Below are 14,181 nucleotides of genomic sequence, written 5' to 3'. Positions count from 1 at the left end.
GCCCCGTCTATAGAGCCAAGCCCCCGCAGCGCACAACCGGCGCGGGGGACGGTCCGGTTTCAGCGGTAGGGGGCGTCCATCGCGAGGTTCTTCGCGATCTCGCGCTCCCAGCGGTCGCCGTTTAGCAGGAGCTTCTCCTTGTCGTAGAGCAGTTCCTCGCGGGTCTCGACCGAGAACTCGAGGTTCGGCCCCTCGACGATGGCGTCCACCGGGCAGGCCTCCTGGCACATGCCGCAATAGATGCACTTCACCATGTCGATGTCGTAGCGGGTGGTGCGCCGCGTGCCGTCGTTGCGGCGTGGCCCCGCCTCGATGGTGATGGCCTGGGCCGGGCAGATCGCCTCGCAGAGCTTGCAGGCGATGCAGCGCTCCTCGCCGTTGGGATAGCGGCGCAGCGCGTGCTCGCCGCGGAAGCGCGGTCCGCGGTGGCCCATCTCGAAGGGGTAGTTGATGGTCGCCTTCGGCTTGAAGAAATACTTCATGGCGAGGAAGAACCCCGACACGAACTCCTTCAGCAGAAGGCTTTTGGCGACCTGATCGAGCTTCATGCCACGATCTCCGATTGTCTTATGAATCTCAAGCGCCCGGGGCGAGGCCGGTGAGCTTTAGGACGAAAGCGACGACGACGACCGAGATCAGCGACAAGGGCAAAAAGACCTTCCAGCCTAGGCGCATGAGCTGGTCGTAGCGGTAGCGCGGCACCATGGCCTTCACCATGGCGATCATGAAGAACAGGAAGCTCGCCTTGAGTGCGAACCAGATCAGCCCCGGCACCCAGGTGAAGGGCGCGAACGGGATCGGCGAGAGCCAGCCGCCGAGGAACAGCACCGTTCCGAGCGCGCACATGGTCATGATCGCCACGTACTCGCCGAGCATGAACAGCAGGTAGGGCGTCGAGGAATACTCGACCATGTAGCCCGCGACGAGTTCCGATTCGGCCTCCGGCAGGTCGAAGGGCGGGCGGTTCGTCTCGGCCAGCGCCGAGATGAAGAACACCACGAACATCGGGAACAGCCAGAGCCAGTACCAGCCGAGGATTCCGAGGGAGGTGTCCTGCGCCATGACGATGCGCGAGAGGTTCAAGGAGCCCGCGCACAGGAGGACGCAGATGATGACGAAACCCAGGCTGACCTCATAGGAGATCATCTGCGCGGCCGAGCGCAACGCCCCGAGGAAGGCGTATTTCGAGTTCGAGGCCCAGCCGCCCATCAGCACGCCGTACACGCCGAGCGACGAGATCGCGAAGATGTAGGTGATGCCGACGTTGATGTCGGCCAGCGCCCAGCCCTCGGCCAGCGGGATGACCGCCCAGGCGGCCAGCGCCAGGGTCGCGAAGACCAGGGGCGCCAGCAGGAACAGGCCCTTATTGGCGCCGGCCGGGATCACCGGCTCCTTCAGCACGAACTTCAGGAGGTCGGCGAAGGACTGGAACAGGCCCCAGGGCCCGACCACGTTGGGGCCGCGGCGCAGCTGCACCGCCGCCCAGATCTTGCGGTCGGCCAGGAGCGCGTAGGCGATGAAGACGAGGAGGGCTGAGAGCAGCACGAAGCTCTTCAGCGCCAGCAGGAGGACGGTGCCGATGGTTTCCCAGGCGGTCATGGGGCTTCCCTCACTCGGCCGCTTCGAGGACGCGGCCGCGGGCGACGCCCGAGCATTCGGCGAGCACCCGCGATGCGCGGGCGATCGGGTTGGTCAGGTAGAAGTCGCGCACCGGCGAGGCGAAGGCTTTTTTGCCCGGCTCCCCCGAGAGGCCGGCGAGCCGCTCCAGCGCCGCTGCCGCATCGCCCGGCTCCACGCTGCCGATGGCCGCCATGTGCGGATGTTCAGCGTAGAGGGCCCGGCGCAGGGCCACCAGCGAATCGAAGGGCAGGCGCTTGCCCAGGACCTCGGAGAGGGCGCGCAGGATCGCCCAGTCCTCGCGGGCGTCGCCCGGCGGGAAGCCGGCGCGGTTGGTCATCTGCACCCGGCCTTCCGTGTTCACGTAGGTGGCGCCCTTCTCGGTGTAGGCGGCACCCGGCAGGATCACGTCGGCGCGGGACGCACCGCGGTCGCCGTGGGTGCCCTGGTAGATCACGAAGGCGCCCGCGCCCACGTCGCACTCGTCGGCGCCGAGGTTGAAAACCACGTCGAGCGCCCCGGGCGCCAGCATCTGCCCGAAGGCCAGGCCCCCGTCGCCCGGCACGAAGCCGAGATCGAGGGCGCCGACGCGGGCGGCCGCGCTGTGGAGCACGCCGAAGCCGTTCCAATCGGGGCGCACCGCGCCGATGTCCTGGGCGAGCAGTGCTGCGGCCGCGAGCAGGCCGGGCTCGGCCAGTGCACCGCCGCCGACGATCACGAGGGGGGCCTTGGCCGCCTTCAGAACCTCCAGGAAGCTGTGCTCGCCCCGGGCCAGGGCGGCCAGGGAGTCCGCGCCCGCGCCGATCTGGACGTGGGGATAGGTCAGGTCGGTCGCCTCGCCGATCATCCCGACCGCGAGCGGCCCCATCCGCCAGCGCTTGCGGATGCGGACGTTGAGGAGCGACGCCTCGGTGCGCGGGTTGGCACCCACCAGCAGGATCGCGTCCGCGGCCTCGATGCCGGGGATCGTCGGGTTGAAGACGTAGGCGGCACGGCCCCAGGCCGGGTCGAGCGCCTCCCCGTTCTGGCGGCAATCCAGGTTCGTCACGCCCAGCGAACCCATCAGGGCCTTCAGGGCGAATATCTCTTCCACGCCGGCGAGGTCGCCCACGATCGCGCCGACGCGCTTGGCGTCCGCGCCCTTCAGCTTGGCCGCGATCGCGGCGAAGGCCTCGCCCCATGAGGCGGGGCGCAGGCGCCCGTTGTCGCGCACGAACGGCCGGTCGAGGCGCTGCACCCGCAAGCCATCGACGGCGTGGCGGGTCTTGTCGGAGATCCACTCCTCGTTGATGTCCTCGTTGACCCGCGGCTCGATCTGCATGACCTCGCGGCCGCGGGTGTCGACCCGGATGGCCGAGCCGACCGCGTCCATCACGTCGATCGATTCGGTCTTGTTCAGCTCCCAGGGGCGGACGTTGTAGCTCTGCGGCTTGTGGACCAGGGCGCCCACGGGGCAGAGGTCGGCGACGTTGCCCTGCAGCTCCGAGTGCATCGCCTGTTCGAGGTAGCTCGTGATCTCCATGTCCTCGCCGCGGCCGATCGCGCCGAGGTCCGGGACGCCGGCGACCTCGGCCAGGAAGCGCACGCAGCGGGTGCAGTGGATGCAGCGGTTCATGGCCGTGCGCACCAGCGGGCCGATGTACTTCTCCTCGACCGCCCGCTTGTTCTCGCCGTAGCGGGTCGAATCGACCCCGTAGGCCATGGCCTGGTCCTGGAGGTCGCAATGGCCGCCCTGGTCGCAGATCGGGCAATCGAGGGGGTGGTTGATGAGGAGGAACTCCATCACCCCCTCGCGGGCTTTCTTCGTCGTCCCCGAGCGCGTCAGGACCTCGGGCGGCTCGCCGTTGGGGCCGGGCCGGCAATCCTTCACCGCGTAGGCGCAGGAGGCCACGGGTTTCGGCGCGCCCTTCAGCTCCACCAGGCACATGCGGCAATTGCCGGCGATCGACAGCCGCTCGTGGAAGCAAAAGCGCGGGATCTCCGCGCCCGCCATCTCGCAGGCCTGGAGCAGGGTGTACTCGGCCGGAACATCGACCGCGATGCCGTCGACGAGGATTTTGGTCATCGGTTCGTCTCGAAATCTGGCCCGAACTGAAGGAACGTCCCACCCTGAGGCGCACGCCGCCGCCGAGCCTCGACGGAGGCTTCCAACCGGCCACGCGACCGCCGGAGGTCTCCTGCGAGGCCGCTACGCGGCACCTCGGGATGAGGGGATCGGAGGGACAGCCTTGTCACACCGTCACTCCGCCGCCATCGGCACCGCATCGGAATGCGGGTTGGCGCTGTAGCGGTCGATCCGCTTCTCGATCTCGGGGCGGAAGTGGCGGATCAGGCCCTGGATCGGCCAGGCCGCGGCGTCACCGAGGGCGCAGATGGTGTGGCCCTCGATCTGCTTGGTGACGTCGAGCAGCATGTCGATCTCGCGCTTCTGCGCGCGTCCCTCGGCCATGCGCAGCATCACGCGCCACATCCAGCCGGTGCCCTCGCGGCAGGGGGTGCACTGGCCGCAGGACTCGTGCTTGTAGAAATAGGCGATGCGCGCGATCGCCTGGACGATGTCGGTCGAGCGGTCCAGCACGATCACCGCCGCGGTGCCGAGGCCCGAGCCGAGGCCGCGGAGCGTATCGAAGTCCATCTTGGCGTCGACGATCTGCTCGGCCGGCACCAGGGGGACCGAGGAGCCGCCGGGGATCGAGCACAGCAGGTTGTCCCAGCCGCCGCGCATGCCGCCGCAATGCTTGTCGATCAGCTCGCGGAAGGTGATGCCGAGCTCTTCCTCGACGTTGCAGGGCTTGTTGACGTGGCCCGAGACGCAGAACAGCTTGGTGCCGGTGTTGTTCTTGCCGCCGAGCCCCGCGAACCACGATCCGCCCCGGCGCAGGATGGTGCCGGCCACCGCGATCGACTCGACGTTGTTGACCGTGGTGGGGCAGCCGTAGAGGCCCATGTTGGCGGGGAAGGGCGGCTTGAGCCGCGGCATCCCCTTCTTGCCCTCCAGGCTTTCCAGCAGCGCCGTCTCCTCGCCGCAGATGTAGGCGCCGGCCCCGTGGTGGACGTAGATGTCGAAGGGGTAGCCGTGGACGTTGTCCTCGCCCACGAGACGGGCTGCGTAGGCCTCGTCCACCGCGCGCTGAAGGGCGTGCTTCTCGGCCACGTACTCGCCGCGGATGTAGATGTAGCAGGCATGCGCCGCCATCGCGAACGAGGCCAGCATGCAGCCCTCGATCAGGAGGTGCGGATCGTGCCGCATGATCTCCCGGTCCTTGCAGGTGCCGGGCTCCGACTCGTCGGCGTTGACGACGAGGTAGTGCGGCCGCCCGTCCGACTTCTTGGGCATGAACGACCATTTCAGGCCCGTGGGGAAGCCGGCGCCCCCGCGTCCGCGCAGACCCGAGGCCTTCATCTCCTCGATGATCCAGTCGCGGCCCATCTCCAGCAGAAACTTGGTGCCGTCCCAGGCGCCGCGCTGCCTGGCCGCGTCCAGCCCCGGCGAATGGAGGCCGTAGAGGTTGGTGAAGATGCGATCCTGATCGGAGAGCATGTCAGTTCCTCAAAGCCCTTGGCCCGACAGCGTCTTGGCCTGACCGACCCAGTCCTCGCGGTCGATCCGGCCCGGAAACGCAAGGTAGGTGCCGACCCAGGCGATCTCGTCGCGGCCCCAGGCGGCGATCTGGTCGAAATGATAGATCCCGAGTTCGTTCAGCCGGCCCCGGTCGCCCGGCCCGATGCCCGTGATCCGGGTCAGGTCGTCGCCCTGGCCCGCGCGCGCTGCATCGAGGGAGGCGGGCCAAGTGCCGACGGCGTCGGCGCGCTGCTCGGGCGTCGCGTCCTTCGGCAGGGCGGCCAGCGCCCCCGCCACGCGGGCCTCCTCCGCCTCGGCCGCGACCTCACCTTCGCTGGCGCCGGACGCCTCGGGCTGCTGGGGCGGCTCGTCGCGGGGGAGACTCGACTGCGTCCCCGCCTCGGCGCCCGCCGCCTCGCCGGCCGTGACGCCCGCGGCCGCCGGAGGGTTCGGCTCGGCCGCGTCGGCGCGGTCGCCGGCCTTGACCGGCGCCTTGCCCTCCGCCGCGCGCTGGGCCGGCGCGTCCGAGGCCGGGCGCTCGGTGGAACGGCCGGCATCCGGATGGGCGGGCTTGGGCTCGCTCGCCGCGCGCTGCTCGGACGAGGCGGCCTCCTCCTTGCCGCGGGCCTCCTCGCTGTCCTTGCGGGTATCCTCGAAGCGCTTGCGCCAAGCGCCGACCCGCGATCCGTCGAACAGGGTCGGGTCGCTCAACGTATCGGCACCCCCTTGCGGCTCCGACGAGGTGCGGCCCGTCTGCGAGCCGACCTTGACGGGGCGGCCGGCCGCGAGGTCGTCCATCAGCGTGCCGAGGGATTCGGGCGTGAGGTCCTCGTAATAGTCCTGGTTGATCTGCACCATCGGCGCGTTGCAGCAGGCGCCCAGACACTCGACTTCGAGCCAGGAGAAATCGCCGTCCGCGCTCACGTGGCCCGAGGGTCCGAGGCGGGCGTGCAGCATGTCTTTCAGTTCCCGCGCGCCGCAGGAATCGCACGGCACCGTTCCGCAGACCTGAATCCAGAACCGGCCGACCGGCTCCAAGGCGAACATCGTGTAGAAGGTCGCCACCTCCAGCACGCGGATATGCGGCATGCCGAGTTCGTCGGCCACCGCCTCGATCGCCTTCTGCGGCAGCCAGCCACCGTTCTGCTCCTGCGCCTTCCACAGCAGCGGGATCACCGCCGAGGCCTGGCGCCCCTCCGGATACTTTTCGATCTGCCCCTTGGCCCAGGCGGCGTTCTCGTCCGTGAACGCGAAGGTTCGGGGTTGTTCGGAGGCTGGGGCGAGTCTGCGGTTTGCCATGTCAGTTCGAACCCTTCGCGCTCACCGGTCCACCTCACCGAACACGATGTCCAGCGTGCCGAGCACGCAGGACACGTCGGCCAGCAGGTGGCCGCGGCACATCCAGTCCATCGCCTGGAGGTGGGCGAAGCCCGGAGCGCGGATCTTGCAGCGATACGGCTTGTTCGAGCCGTCCGAGACCAGATAGACGCCGAACTCGCCCTTGGGCGCTTCCACGGCCGCGTAGACCTCGCCCGCGGGCACGTGAAACCCTTCGGTGTAGAGCTTGAAGTGGTGGATCAGCGCTTCCATCGAGCGCTTCATCTCCCGGCGGGGCGGCGGCGCGAACTTGCCGTCGAGGGAGGCGATCGGCCCCTGGCCCGCGGGCTCCCGCAGCTTGGTGACGCACTGCCTCATGATTTTGACCGACTCGCGCATCTCCTCCATGCGGATCACCTGCCGGTCGTAGGTATCGCCGTTCTTGCCCACGGGGACGTCGAATTCCATCTCCTCGTAGCACTCGTAGGGCTGCGACTTGCGCAGGTCCCAGGGGATGCCGGAGCCCCGCACCATCACGCCGGAAAACCCCCAGGCCATGCACTCGTCGACCGAGACGATGCCGATATCGACGTTGCGCTGCTTGAAGATGCGGCTGCCCATGACGAGGGCGTCGAGGTCATCGACCACCTGGAGGAAGGGGTCGCAGAACGCCTCGATGTCGTCGATCAGCGCCGGGGGCAGGTCCTGGTGGACGCCGCCGGGGCGGAAGTAGTTGGCGTGGAGCCGGGCGCCGGAGGCCCGCTCGTAGAAGATCATCAGCTTCTCGCGCTCCTCGAAGCCCCAGAGGGGGGGGGTGAGGGCGCCGACGTCCATGGCCTGCGTCGTGACGTTGAGGAGGTGGGAGAGCAGCCGCCCGATCTCGCAGAACAGCACCCGGATGAGCTGGGCGCGGCGGGGCACGGTGATGCCCGCGAGCTTCTCGATCGCGAGGCAGAAGGCGTGCTCCTGGTTCATCGGCGAGACGTAGTCGAGCCGGTCGAAATAGGGGGTCGCCTGCAGGTAGGTCTTGTGCTCGATCAGCTTCTCCGTGCCGCGGTGCAGCAGGCCGATATGCGGATCGACCCGCTCCACGACCTCGCCGTCGAGTTCCAGCACGAGGCGCAGCACGCCGTGCGCGGCCGGATGCTGCGGGCCGAAGTTGATCGCGAAGTTGCGGATGTTGTGCTCGGTCATCGGGCGGCTCTGCCGAGAGGCGAATGGCGAATGGCGAATGGCGAATGGACAGCCGGCATTAGCGTGCGCCCTTCTCGTTGATCGCCCTGCGCTGCAGGGCGCGGATCAGACCGCGCAATTGCCGTCCAAGGGCCTCGCAACGTCCGACGATCACCGTTGAGGTGTCCATCGGGGCAAGGCCGACACGGCCTGCAAGAAGGACATGGGTCTCCAACTCCTTGAGAGAGCCCTGAGCGATGCGCAAGAACTGGATAAACGCGGCGGTGCTTTCGCGGCCGTGTCCCTCAGCGATGTTGGCGGCGACGGATACCGCAGACCGTCGGATCTGCGAGGTTATTCCGAAGGCTTCTTCCCGCGGAAACGGCTTCGTGAAGGCGTAGCAGGATTCGGCGAGCGTCATGGCATCCTGCCAGACGTCGAGATCGCGATACGAATTGATCGGCCTGCCGCCTTCCATTCGTCATTCGCCATTCGCCATTCGCCCCTTCAAGCCGACTTCTTCTCGTCACCCGGCAGCACATAATCCGTGCCCTCCCACGGCGACAGGAAGTCGAAGTTCCGGAATTCTTGCGTGAGCTTGACCGGCTCGTAGACCACGCGGGCCTCGTCCTGGTCGTAGCGGACCTCGACGAAGCCGGTGAGGGGGAAGTCCTTGCGCAGGGGATGTCCTTCGAATCCGTAATCCGTCAGCAGACGACGGAGATCCGGATGGCCGGAGAACAGGATGCCGTAGAGGTCGTAGGTCTCGCGCTCGAACCAGTTGGCGGCGGGAAACACCTCGATCACCGAGGGCACCGGCGTGGTCTCGTCGGTCTGAACCTTCACCCGGATGCGCGAATTGTGGCGCAGGGAGAGCAGGTGGTAGACCACGTCGAAGCGCCGCTCGCGGCTCGGGTAGTCGGCGCCGCAGAGGTCGATGAAGCAGCGGAAGCCGCAGGCCGGGTCGTCGCGCAGGTAGGTCAGCGCGTAGACGATGTCCGATCCCTGCACCACCAGGGTCAGTTCGCCGAGCACGATGCTGCGCTCGACGATCGCGGGACCGAGCGCCCCGGCGACGTGGTCGGAGAGCGCCTGCAGGGCCGCCTCGCCCGACGGCGGCTGGGTGTGGGCGAGGATGGAGATGCCGTTGCTCATCGCCTCGCCCTAGCGCTCGATCGTGCCGGTGCGGCGGATCTTCTTCTGGAGCAGCAGCACGCCGTAGAGCAGCGCCTCCGCGGTGGGCGGACAGCCCGGCACATAGATGTCGACCGGCACCACCCGGTCGCAGCCGCGCACCACCGAGTAGGAATAGTGGTAATAGCCGCCGCCGTTGGCGCAGGAGCCCATCGAGATCACGTAGCGCGGCTCCGGCATCTGGTCGTAGACCTTGCGCAGCGCCGGGGCCATCTTGTTGGTCAGCGTGCCGGCCACGATCATCACGTCGGATTGCCGCGGGGAGCCGCGCGGCGCGAAGCCGAAGCGCTCGCAATCGTAGCGCGGCATCGACATCTGCATCATCTCGACGGCGCAGCAGGCCAGCCCGAAGGTCATCCACATCAGCGAGCCGGTCCGGGCCCAGTTGATGAGCTCGTCGGCCGAGGTCACCAGGAAGCCGCGGTCGGCCAGCTCCGCGCTGATCGATAGGAAGGTCGGGTCGTCGGCGCCGATCGGCCGGCCGGTCGAGGGATCGACCAGGCCCTTGGCCTGCGGCGCGAGCGACGGGGCGCGGGAGAGTTCGGGGGCGAGGGCCATGGGTGCCTCAGTGAACGTGCGGGCGGGCGGCGTGCCGACTCAGTCCCATTCGAGGGCGCCCTTGCGCCACTCGTAGACGAAACCGACGGTGAGCACGCCCAGGAAGACGATCATCGACCAGAACCCGAACCAGCCGAGTTCCCCGAACGTGATCGCCCAGGGGAACAGGAAGGCGACCTCCAGGTCGAAGATGATGAACAGGATGGCGACGAGGTAGAAGCGCACGTCGAACTTCATGCGCGCGTCGTCGAAGGCGTTGAAGCCGCACTCGTAGGCCGAGAGTTTTTCGGGATCGGGGCTGCTGTAGGCCACCAGGAAGGGCGCGACCAGGAGCGCGGCGGCGATGAACAGGGACACGCCGAGGAAGACGATGAGCGGGAGGTAATCCGCTAGAAGACCGGTCATGCGACACCTCGCCGGTTCATGGGAGAATGCGGCGCCCTCGGCCCGAGCCGAACGGCGAATGGAATTGCTCCAATGCCAGAGTGCGCGTGGCCGGAGGCTTAGTCGAGCCGCCCCAGTGAGACAAGGGCATTGCGCGTCGCACAATTGACTGTTCCGGAACCTGATATGGAACCCGGCCGGCCTCGATCCAGCCGGGCAGATGCGCACAGGTCCGGACCCGGGATATCGCCTCCCGTGGCGTGGCGGGCACGGGGCGGGCGCGCTTCCGGAATGTGTCCGAGTCTCGCTTGACAGCCTCAGGCCCCCCACCTAAACCCCGGCCGTCGCCGGCTCTACGGAGCCCTGGCGGACACGCCGTGCGGGCGTAGCTCAGTTGGTTAGAGTGCCGGCCTGTCACGCCGGAGGTCGCGGGTTCGAGTCCCGTCGCCCGCGCCATTTCCATCGATACCGCAGTTCGGAACGCGGCTCGGTCGGCCGGCTTGTCGGCGAGCCTTTGTGCTTCCCGACCCGGTCGCGCGCTGCATGTTCCGCGTTGCCCGGCTATCGCGGTGGAGCGCGTTGCCCCGACATGTCCACGCGTCGCGCAGCCGGCTTCGATCTCGATCGACCGGCGGAGCGGCGTTCGTGATGGCAGATCGCCGCCACGCCGACCTGTGATTCCCGCAGAAGCGACCCGAGCCGGACGCTATCCTCGCCGCGTTCGCTCCGTTCCGCGTCGCGGCCGCCGAGCCGCAGAGGGTGTTCGCATGGCCCCGATTGATACGGTCCCCCTCGCAGCGATCCGGCGCAAGGGCGTGATGTCGGACCGCGAGAGGGATGTCCTCGCCCAACTCGCGCTCGTTGCGAACGGCCGGCTTTCGCCCTCGACGATCCCCGCGGTCGCGCCCACCCTGCCGACCTCGCCCGGTGCGCGGGGTACGCCGCCCCTCCGGCGCAACGGCGACGTGATCTCGGTCTCCTGAACCCGGACCTGCCCCATGCTCCTGCGCCTCCTCGCCCTCGCGGCGCTCCTGCTGCCGGCGCCCCGGGCGCTGGCCTTCGACGCCACGCGGTACGGCTCGCCCACCTTCGACACGCCGAACGTCGACAGGCTGGTGATCCAGGGCTCCGGCTCGACCGGCGACGTGTCCGCGATGAGTGTCACGCCGGCCGGGAGCGGCGTGAGCGCGCCGCTGGCCGACCTGCTCGCCAGCCGCGGGGTACGCGTCGCGAACAATGCGGCGCTCAAGGCCTGGGCCGTCGCCGTCATGCCCGTGACGCGCGAGGGCTACGCGGCCGCGGGCGATGGCGGGCGGGCGACCTACACCTATGCCGCCTCGGCCTGCGCCGCAGCGGACGACGGCAGCCAGGTCCAATCCACCGTCCTGCCGGGGTGCTGGAGCATCGACTGGTCCTCGATTCGCGGAGAGGCGACGCCCGAGCTGTTCGGCGGTGCCGTCGGCTTCACGGTGGACGGGGCCCAAGGCACACCCGATGCGCAGCCGGCGGTCCAGAAGGCCCTCGACACCGGACGCCCCGTCCGGTTCACCGCCCCGTTCTACCGCATGGGCCGCTCCGGGATCGTCAGGACGCCGGGGCAGGAGATCGCCGGGCTGGGGCCGAACGCCACCGCCCTGGTGTTCCATCCCGGCTACGACACCGGGAGCGGTGCCGGCGTGCTCACGCTCTCGCCGGCCGTGTTCGCGGAGGGCCGGAAGCTCGGGCCGATCATCCGGGACCTGCGCATCAAGGGGTTCCAGCCGGAGGTCACGGCCGCGAGCGACACGGGGACCTCCGATGCCCAGCGCCTGGCGTCGCTGGTCCAGACCTCCTGCATCGACGCCCGTGGCGGCTACGGCGCGAAGTTCGTCCGCCTCATCCTGACCAGTTGCATGCGCGGCCTCGACCTGCGCGGCGACGTCGGGGAGGTCATGGTCGACGACCTCACGGGCTCGAACTTCATCACCGACATCGACATCGACGGGGCCCTGAGCACGATCCGCATCCACGACCACCACAACTTCCCGGTCAACGTCACGCCCAACCAGGCGGCCCTCGCGCAGCGCTCGGCCGACGCCATCCGCTCGGGGCGCATGGACGACCTGAAGGTGACGGACAGCATGTGCATCCAGGCCAAGCGGTGCATCTACACCTATAAAGGCGTCGTCCGGACGTTGGCCGCAGACGGCTACCCGAGCCCCGGCGGCATCACCACGGCCTCGTTCAGCAACTACGACTTCGACATCGTCCCGCTGGGCTGGCAGGTCGACGACGGCGTCGCCTCCTTCACCGGCGGATACTATGCCTCGGCCAAGGGCGGCGTGTTGAACGCGGGCACGGTCAGCATCTCCGGCACGTCCAACGTCAACATGAACGGCGACCGGTTCTTCACGCAGAACGGCGGCATCTTCTCGCTCACCGGGATCGGAGGCATCAGCGACCCGAACGGCGACAACACCTTCCTCTACCAGACCGGCGGCTTCCTCACCCTCGTCGGCAGCACCTACGGCTGGAACGGGGGCGTCGGCACGCGCACGACCAAGCCGAAGGTGTGGTCGACGGGCGGAACCATCGTGGCCACCGGGAACACCGCGATGCCGCGGGGCGCCGGCACGCAGGCGGCCGGCGCCGACTTCTTCCGCGTCGATACGGACGGGGCGAACGTCGTCGCCAACAACGCCACGCCGGGGTGGACGAACACCTTCCCGGCCAACAGCACGACGGGCATCTACCTGAACAACAGGGGAGGGGCGACGGAGTTCACATCAGGGTTCAGCGTGACGGGCGTCGGCGCCGGCATCTCCGGGGGCGGCGCGAGCGGCTGCCATCACAGCTTTCAGGCGAGCACCGGGTACATTCAGTGCGTCCAGAACGGCATCGGCTGGATGCCGCTCAATATCGATGCCTTGGCGTTCCAGGTCGGCTCGCAGAACACGGGCATGGTCGTCCGGATGTACGGAACGGGCGGTGTGCACCTGAAAGGACACCTGTCCGGCTCCCTCGGCACGGCCCCGACCATCACGACGAGCGCCGGCACGGCAACGCCCTCGACCGGCATCAACGACACCCACGGGACGGTCACCGTGACCGCCGCCGCGACGGTGACGGTGAAATTCACGCTGCCCTACGCGAACCCGCCGGACTGCCTGGTCGCCTCGCCCGACGGCGCCAAGCCGACCTGGCGCACGACGGCCGGTGCCGCCGGGCGGGCGAGCCTCGTCATCGTCACGCCCGCGGCCGAGGCGGTGACCTACCATTGCCTCGGGCGATAGGCGGCGCCGCTACCTTCCCTTAACCATGCCGGGCTACGATCCGCGGGGCTGGGGAACCGCGTCGATGAAGCTGCTGCCGTTCGTGATCGCGTGCCTCGCGGCCGTCCAGCTCGGCGGCTGCCTCGGTGCGCCGCGCCCCACGGCGGCGCGGATCGAGCCCGAGGCCGGCGCCGGCCGGCCAATCCGCCTGCCGACCACCCTGGCGAGCAGCGCAGGCGGCGCGAGCACCCTGATCCTGGGCGTGCAGTAGCCGGCACCCTTCACTCCGCCGGCGCCGCCCCGCGCAGGTCGACCGCGGCGTCCGTCTCCGCCGGCCGGGACCGCCCGAAGCGCGCGTAGAGGGCCGGCAGCACCACCAGCGTCAGCAGCGTCGCGCTGATCAGGCCGCCGATCACCACGGTCGCCAGCGGGCGCTGCACCTCCGCCCCGGTGCCCGTGGCCAGCGCCATCGGCAGGAAGCCGAGGGAGGCGACCAGCGCCGTCATCGCCACCGGCCGCAGGCGCGAGAGGGCGCCCTCGCGGATCGCGGCCTCGTGGGCCGCCCCTCCCGCGATGAGCTGGCGCACGCGGGTGAGCATCACCAGCCCGTTCAGCACGGCCACGCCGGACAGCGCGATGAAGCCCACCGCCGCGGGAACCGAGAAGGGCATCCCCCGCAGCCACAAGGCGAGGATGCCGCCCGTCAGCGCCAGGGGCACCGCGCTGAACACCAGGATCGCGTCGCGGACCGAGTTCAGGGCGGCGTAGAGCAGCAGGAAGATCAGGAAGAAGCAGCCTGGCACGACCAGCATCAGGCGGTGGCGGGCCTGGGCCAGGTTCTCGAACTGGCCGCCCCAGGTGATCCACGCGCCGGGAGGCAGGGTGACCCGCGCCGCCTGTTCCTGCGCGTCGGCCACCACCGAGGCGATGTCGCGCCCGCGCACGTTGGCGGTGACGACGATGCGGCGCTTGCCGTTCTCGCGGGAGATCTGGTTCGGTCCCTCCATGAGTTCGAGATGTGCGACCTGACTCAGGGGAACCGAGGCCATGCGCCCGCTGCCGTTGGCGGGCAGGGGAACGGGCAGGCTGCGCAGGCGCTCGACATCCTCGCGCAGGGCATCGCCC

The 14,181-nt window shown here is 69.1% G+C and carries 14 protein-coding genes and 1 tRNA gene; 4 read left to right on the top strand and 11 right to left on the bottom strand.

What is annotated here, in order from left to right:
- Positions 1-59: 59 nt before the first annotated feature.
- From nuoI to COGEMETH_RS09085, 10 genes are all read right to left on the bottom strand, one after another.
- Positions 60-548 (bottom strand): NADH-quinone oxidoreductase subunit NuoI, encoded by a 489-nt coding sequence (nuoI, locus tag COGEMETH_RS09130; protein WP_238182281.1) that lies wholly within the window; start codon positions 546-548, stop codon positions 60-62.
- 28 nt (positions 549-576) lie between these two features.
- Positions 577-1,599: an NADH-quinone oxidoreductase subunit NuoH gene (gene nuoH, locus COGEMETH_RS09125; RefSeq protein ID WP_238182280.1), complete on the bottom strand. Its 1,023-nt coding sequence runs from the start codon at positions 1,597-1,599 to the stop codon at positions 577-579.
- A 10-nt stretch (positions 1,600-1,609) separates the two neighbouring features.
- Positions 1,610-3,682, bottom strand: coding sequence for an NADH-quinone oxidoreductase subunit NuoG (gene nuoG, locus COGEMETH_RS09120; protein WP_238182279.1), 2,073 nt, complete (start codon positions 3,680-3,682; stop codon positions 1,610-1,612).
- 174 nt (positions 3,683-3,856) lie between these two features.
- Positions 3,857-5,158: an NADH-quinone oxidoreductase subunit NuoF gene (nuoF, locus tag COGEMETH_RS09115; RefSeq protein WP_238182278.1), complete on the bottom strand. Its 1,302-nt coding sequence runs from the start codon at positions 5,156-5,158 to the stop codon at positions 3,857-3,859.
- Positions 5,159-5,167: 9 nt separating this feature from the next.
- Complete coding sequence (gene nuoE / locus COGEMETH_RS09110) at positions 5,168-6,478, bottom strand: NADH-quinone oxidoreductase subunit NuoE (protein WP_238182277.1); 1,311 nt, start codon at positions 6,476-6,478, stop codon at positions 5,168-5,170.
- 21 nt (positions 6,479-6,499) lie between these two features.
- Positions 6,500-7,690: an NADH-quinone oxidoreductase subunit D gene (locus COGEMETH_RS09105; protein ID WP_238182276.1), complete on the bottom strand. Its 1,191-nt coding sequence runs from the start codon at positions 7,688-7,690 to the stop codon at positions 6,500-6,502.
- 58 nt (positions 7,691-7,748) lie between these two features.
- Positions 7,749-8,147 carry a four helix bundle protein gene (locus COGEMETH_RS09100; protein WP_238182275.1) on the bottom strand — a complete coding sequence of 133 codons (399 nt, stop codon included), beginning with the start codon at positions 8,145-8,147 and terminating at the stop codon, positions 7,749-7,751.
- 29 nt (positions 8,148-8,176) lie between these two features.
- The gene (locus COGEMETH_RS09095) at positions 8,177-8,824 is read right to left on the bottom strand and encodes an NADH-quinone oxidoreductase subunit C (RefSeq protein ID WP_238182274.1); all 648 of its coding nucleotides are present in this window, start codon (positions 8,822-8,824) and stop codon (positions 8,177-8,179) included.
- A gap of 9 nt (positions 8,825-8,833) precedes the next feature.
- A complete protein-coding gene (locus COGEMETH_RS09090) occupies positions 8,834-9,421 on the bottom strand; it encodes a NuoB/complex I 20 kDa subunit family protein (RefSeq protein ID WP_238182273.1) in 588 nt (195 codons plus the stop codon).
- 39 nt (positions 9,422-9,460) lie between these two features.
- Positions 9,461-9,826, bottom strand: coding sequence for an NADH-quinone oxidoreductase subunit A (locus COGEMETH_RS09085; RefSeq protein WP_238182272.1), 366 nt, complete (start codon positions 9,824-9,826; stop codon positions 9,461-9,463).
- A gap of 358 nt (positions 9,827-10,184) precedes the next feature.
- Here COGEMETH_RS09085 and COGEMETH_RS09080 point away from each other — a divergent pair.
- The 4 genes from COGEMETH_RS09080 to COGEMETH_RS09065 all read left to right on the top strand — a co-directional run bounded on the left by COGEMETH_RS09080 (position 10,185) and on the right by COGEMETH_RS09065 (position 13,327).
- Positions 10,185-10,261: transfer RNA gene (locus COGEMETH_RS09080), tRNA-Asp, on the top strand.
- A 311-nt stretch (positions 10,262-10,572) separates the two neighbouring features.
- Complete coding sequence (locus tag COGEMETH_RS09075; RefSeq protein ID WP_238182271.1) at positions 10,573-10,788, top strand: hypothetical protein; 216 nt, start codon at positions 10,573-10,575, stop codon at positions 10,786-10,788.
- Positions 10,789-10,803: 15 nt separating this feature from the next.
- Positions 10,804-13,077: a hypothetical protein gene (locus tag COGEMETH_RS09070; RefSeq protein WP_238182270.1), complete on the top strand. Its 2,274-nt coding sequence runs from the start codon at positions 10,804-10,806 to the stop codon at positions 13,075-13,077.
- Positions 13,078-13,141: 64 nt separating this feature from the next.
- The gene (locus tag COGEMETH_RS09065) at positions 13,142-13,327 is read left to right on the top strand and encodes a hypothetical protein (protein WP_238182269.1); all 186 of its coding nucleotides are present in this window, start codon (positions 13,142-13,144) and stop codon (positions 13,325-13,327) included.
- Between the two features lie 10 nt (positions 13,328-13,337).
- Here the strand turns inward: COGEMETH_RS09065 and COGEMETH_RS09060 are convergent.
- On the bottom strand, positions 13,338-14,181 hold an 844-nt coding region (locus COGEMETH_RS09060), incomplete at its 5' end, for an efflux RND transporter permease subunit (RefSeq protein ID WP_238182268.1).

The sequence above is a fragment of the Methylobacterium trifolii genome (assembly GCF_022179685.1).
GTDB classification, from domain to species: domain Bacteria; phylum Pseudomonadota; class Alphaproteobacteria; order Rhizobiales; family Beijerinckiaceae; genus Methylobacterium; species Methylobacterium trifolii.
The sequence above is the reverse complement of the archived record's forward strand: the minus strand, read 5'-3'. Positions and strand labels throughout refer to the sequence as shown.

Coding starts and splice junctions, on each gene's coding strand:
- nuoI (WP_238182281.1), bottom strand. CDS start 548: ATGAAGCTCGATCAGGTCGCCAAAAGCCTTCTGCTGAAGGAGTTCGTG.
- nuoH (WP_238182280.1), bottom strand. CDS start 1,599: ATGACCGCCTGGGAAACCATCGGCACCGTCCTCCTGCTGGCGCTGAAG.
- nuoG (WP_238182279.1), bottom strand. CDS start 3,682: ATGACCAAAATCCTCGTCGACGGCATCGCGGTCGATGTTCCGGCCGAG.
- nuoF (WP_238182278.1), bottom strand. CDS start 5,158: ATGCTCTCCGATCAGGATCGCATCTTCACCAACCTCTACGGCCTCCAT.
- nuoE (WP_238182277.1), bottom strand. CDS start 6,478: ATGGCAAACCGCAGACTCGCCCCAGCCTCCGAACAACCCCGAACCTTC.
- COGEMETH_RS09105 (WP_238182276.1), bottom strand. CDS start 7,690: ATGACCGAGCACAACATCCGCAACTTCGCGATCAACTTCGGCCCGCAG.
- COGEMETH_RS09100 (WP_238182275.1), bottom strand. CDS start 8,147: ATGGAAGGCGGCAGGCCGATCAATTCGTATCGCGATCTCGACGTCTGG.
- COGEMETH_RS09095 (WP_238182274.1), bottom strand. CDS start 8,824: ATGAGCAACGGCATCTCCATCCTCGCCCACACCCAGCCGCCGTCGGGC.
- COGEMETH_RS09090 (WP_238182273.1), bottom strand. CDS start 9,421: ATGGCCCTCGCCCCCGAACTCTCCCGCGCCCCGTCGCTCGCGCCGCAG.
- COGEMETH_RS09085 (WP_238182272.1), bottom strand. CDS start 9,826: ATGACCGGTCTTCTAGCGGATTACCTCCCGCTCATCGTCTTCCTCGGC.
- COGEMETH_RS09075 (WP_238182271.1), top strand. CDS start 10,573: ATGGCCCCGATTGATACGGTCCCCCTCGCAGCGATCCGGCGCAAGGGC.
- COGEMETH_RS09070 (WP_238182270.1), top strand. CDS start 10,804: ATGCTCCTGCGCCTCCTCGCCCTCGCGGCGCTCCTGCTGCCGGCGCCC.
- COGEMETH_RS09065 (WP_238182269.1), top strand. CDS start 13,142: ATGAAGCTGCTGCCGTTCGTGATCGCGTGCCTCGCGGCCGTCCAGCTC.